The organism is Phenylobacterium sp. (genome assembly GCF_031425575.1).
Classification (GTDB): domain Bacteria; phylum Pseudomonadota; class Alphaproteobacteria; order Caulobacterales; family Caulobacteraceae; genus Phenylobacterium.
The window spans coordinates 1-3,360 of the sequence record NZ_JANPJP010000249.1; the positions used below are offsets into that span (position 1 = coordinate 1).

The 3,360-nt window shown below is 67.9% G+C and carries 5 protein-coding genes and 1 pseudogene; all 6 read right to left on the bottom strand.

The window, feature by feature from the left end; genetic code table 11:
• Nucleotides 1–360, bottom strand: a 360-nt coding sequence (locus tag RMO97_RS14300; protein WP_310541720.1) for a M20/M25/M40 family metallo-hydrolase, incomplete at its 3' end; no start/stop codon positions are given.
• A 4-nt stretch (nucleotides 361–364) separates the two neighbouring features.
• Nucleotides 365–1,195 carry a 2,3,4,5-tetrahydropyridine-2,6-dicarboxylate N-succinyltransferase gene (gene dapD, locus RMO97_RS14305; RefSeq protein WP_304779638.1) on the bottom strand — a complete coding sequence of 277 codons (831 nt, stop codon included), beginning with the start codon at nucleotides 1,193–1,195 and terminating at the stop codon, nucleotides 365–367.
• Complete coding sequence (locus RMO97_RS14310) at nucleotides 1,195–1,857, bottom strand: pyrimidine 5'-nucleotidase (protein ID WP_310541721.1); 663 nt, start codon at nucleotides 1,855–1,857, stop codon at nucleotides 1,195–1,197. Before RMO97_RS14310 ends, dapD begins: the two co-directional genes overlap by 1 nt.
• On the bottom strand, nucleotides 1,854–2,768 hold the full coding sequence (argB, locus tag RMO97_RS14315; RefSeq protein ID WP_310541722.1) for an acetylglutamate kinase: 915 nt from the start codon (nucleotides 2,766–2,768) through the stop codon (nucleotides 1,854–1,856). The genes RMO97_RS14310 and argB overlap by 4 nt, the downstream gene beginning before the upstream one ends.
• Before the next feature lie 62 nt (nucleotides 2,769–2,830).
• Complete coding sequence (locus RMO97_RS14320; protein WP_310541723.1) at nucleotides 2,831–3,217, bottom strand: phosphoribosyltransferase family protein; 387 nt, start codon at nucleotides 3,215–3,217, stop codon at nucleotides 2,831–2,833.
• Nucleotides 3,114–3,360, bottom strand: a pseudogene (locus RMO97_RS14325) (hypothetical protein); the annotation flags it as partial. The pseudogene RMO97_RS14325 and the gene RMO97_RS14320, both read right to left, overlap by 104 nt.

Genomic DNA, 3,360 nt, shown 5'->3' on the forward strand with positions numbered 1-3,360 from the left:
GACCTGGCCCGCCGCTATGGCCTTGGCGCAGGCGGCGGCGAAGGCGGCCACGCCGCTCTTCATGTCCACCGAGCCCCGACCAAACAGCACCCCGTCGATGATCTCAGCGGCGAAGGCCTCGGAACTCCAGGCGCCGGCGTCCCCCACCGGCACCACGTCCGTATGACCGGCGAAGCAGAGGTTGGGCTGGGCGGTCCCGTAGCGGGCGTAGAGGTTCTCGATCTCGCCAAACTTCATGCGCCGGCAGGTAAAGCCCAGGCCCTGAAGGGTCTGCTGGACGATATCCATGGCGCCGGCGTCGGCCGGGGTCACCGAGGGGCGGCGGATCAGGTCCTGGGTCAGGGCGACGGCGTCGAGCATGGGCCTAGTCGCGCAGCAGTTCGTTGATGGAGGTCTTGGAGCGGGTGCGTTCGTCCACGGTCTTGACGATGACCGCGCAGTTGATGGACGGCAGGGCGGGGTCCACCGGGTTGGGCATGGAGCCGGGCATGATCACCGAATAGGCCGGCACTTCGCCCTGGAAGACCTCGCCGGTCTTGCGGTCGACGATGCGGGTGGTCGACGTGATGAAGGTGCCCATGGAGAGCACGCTGCCCTTGCGCACGATCACGCCCTCGGCGACCTCTGAGCGGGCGCCGATGAAGCAGTCGTCCTCGATGATGGTGGGGTTGGCCTGCAGGGGCTCCAGCACCCCACCGATCCCGGCGCCGCCCGACAGATGGACGTTCTTGCCGATCTGGGCGCAGGAGCCGACCGTGGCCCAGGTGTCGACCATGGTGCCCTCATCGACATAGGCGCCGATGTTCACGAAGGACGGGGTCATGATGACGTTGCGGGCGATATAGGCGCCGCGCCGCACGATGCAGCCGGGCACCGCACGGAAGCCGGCGGCCTCGAAGCGGGCGGCGTCCCAGCCGGTGAACTTGAGCGGAATCTTGTCCCAATAGGGGTGCGGCGCGCCGGCGTCGATCAGCTGGTTGGCGCTGAGCCGGAACGACAGCAGGATCGCCTGCTTGGCCCACTGGTGGGTGGTCCAGACGCCATCATCGCCGCGGCTGGCGACCCGCAGGGTCCCGGCGTCGAGCTGGTTCAGGGTTTCCTCGACGGCCTCGCGGACCTCGCCGGTGGTGCCGGTGTTGACGCCGTCGCGGGCTTCCCAGGCAGCTTCGATCACGGACTTCAGGTCTAGGGACATCAAGTGGTTTCCTTCAGACGCGCGCCCGTGAGGAACGGCGTGAGCTTGGTGGTGCGGTGGTTCACGAAAGGTGCGGTGGAGTGCTGCGCCTGCGGTCCCACGAGCACCGTGGTCATGCCCAGGTCGAAGGCGGGCTTCAGGTTGCGCTCGGAGTCCTCGAAGAAGCTCGTCGCGCGGGGATCCAGGCCGTGGGCGTCGAGCATCCGCTGGAACCCCACCGGGTCCGGCTTGGGCGTGAAGCCGAAGGAATGGATGTGGAAGACGTCGTCGAACAGGTCGGCGAGGCCGAGATGGGCCAGGACCCGCTCGGCGTGCTTGTCGTCGGCGTTCGTGAAGATGAAGCGCCGGCCGGGCAGCTGGGAGAGCGCGCCCACCAGGTCGGGATCCTGGGCCAGCAGCTCCAGGGACAGGTCGTGGAACAGGGCGTGGAAGTCGGCCGGGTCGACGCCGTGGTTCAGCATCAGGCCGCGCAGGGTCAGGCCGTGCTCGGCCAAGTATTTCTTCTGCAGGATGTAGGCCTGGTCGCGCGGCAGGTCGGTGACCCTGGCCACGAAGTCGGTCATCCGACCCTCGACCTGACTCATGAAGCCCGACTCCTCCGGATAGAGGGTGTTGTCGAGATCAAACAGCCAGGTGTCGATGTGGGTCAGGTCGGCGGTCATCGGGTGATGAGGGTGCCGGCCCCGTGCTCGGTGAACAGCTCCACCAGCATGGCGTGGGGACGGCGGCCGTCCAGGATGACCACGGCCTCGACGCCGGACTCCACCGCGGCGATGGCGGTCTCCAGCTTGGGGATCATGCCCCCCGAGGCGACGCCGGTGGCGATGGCGTCCCGGGCCTGCGTGATGCTCATCTCACGGATCAGTTCGCCGTCGGCGCCCAGGACGCCGGTGACGTCGGTGAGCAGCAGCATGCGCTTGGCCTTCAGCGCGCCGGCCAGGGCGCCGGCCACGGTGTCGGCGTTGATGTTGAAGGTCTGGCCTTCTTCCGAGACGCCGATGGGGGCGATCACCGGGATGTAGTCATGATCGGCCGAGATCAGCCCCTGAATCAGCTGCGGATCGATGCGGGTGGGCTCCCCCACAAAGCCCAGGTCGACGGCCTTTTCGATATTGCTGTCGGGATCGATCTTGCTGCGCTCGACCTTGCGGACGGTGATCAGCCGGGCGTCCTTGCCCGACAGGCCCACGCCGCGCACATCGGCCTCGGCGCCGGCGAGCGTGATCCAGTTGGCGATCTCCTTGTTGATGGCGCCCGACAGCACCATCTCGGCGACCTCCATGGTGGCCTCGTCGGTCACCCGCAGGCCGTCGATGAAGGTCGACTTCACCCCGGCCTTGTTGAGCATGCGGGAGATCTGCGGGCCGCCGCCGTGCACGACGACAGGGTGCAGGCCCAACAACTTCAGCAGCACGGCGTCGGCGGCGAACAGGCGGGCGACGGACTCCTCTCCCATGGCGTGGCCGCCGTATTTGATCACCACGGTCTCGCGGTCGTAGCGCTGGATGTAGGGCAGGGCCTCGGCCAGGGTCTTCGCGGTGGCCCAGCCTTGCTCTTCAGGGGTCTCGGTCACGGCGCTACGCGCTCCATCAACTTGGAGGGGGTCGATTAGCCGACGAGAGCTCCCCTGTCACGTCAGGCGAAGAGGGCGCTCACCGACTCGCCGTTGTGGATTCGGCGGATCGCCTCGGCCAGGGCCGGCGCCACCGACAGCACCTTCAGGCCGGAGGCCCGGTCCTTCTCCGAGATCGGGGCGGTGTTGGTGGTGATCAACTCTTCCACGCCGGGCTCCGCGAGGATGCGGCGGGCCGCGTCATTGGCGAACAGACCGTGGGTGCAGGCGACCCGGATCGACCGGACGTTCTCGCGGCGCAGGTGGGCGATGAGTTCAATGACGGTGGTGCCCTTGGCGATCTCGTCATCCAGGACGATGACGTCGCGGCCGCTGACCTCGCCGATTGATGGCTCTGATCTCCACCCGATCGCCGGAGAAGCGCTGCTTGGCCGCGGCGGCGACGCCAGCTCCCAGCAGGCGGGCGAAGGCCGCGGCCTCCTTGGCGTTGCCGAGATCGGGCGAGACCACGACGGTGTTGGAGTGATCCTCGGCGGCGAAGTGGCGCGCCAATTCCTGCAGGGCGTGCAGGTGGTCGACGGGCATGGAGAAG

Excerpts from the sequence above, each read along its gene's own strand:
- dapD (WP_304779638.1), bottom strand. The coding sequence starts at position 1,195 with ATGTCCCTAGACCTGAAGTCCGTGATCGAAGCTGCCTGGGAAGCCCGC.
- RMO97_RS14310 (WP_310541721.1), bottom strand. The coding sequence starts at position 1,857 with ATGACCGCCGACCTGACCCACATCGACACCTGGCTGTTTGATCTCGAC.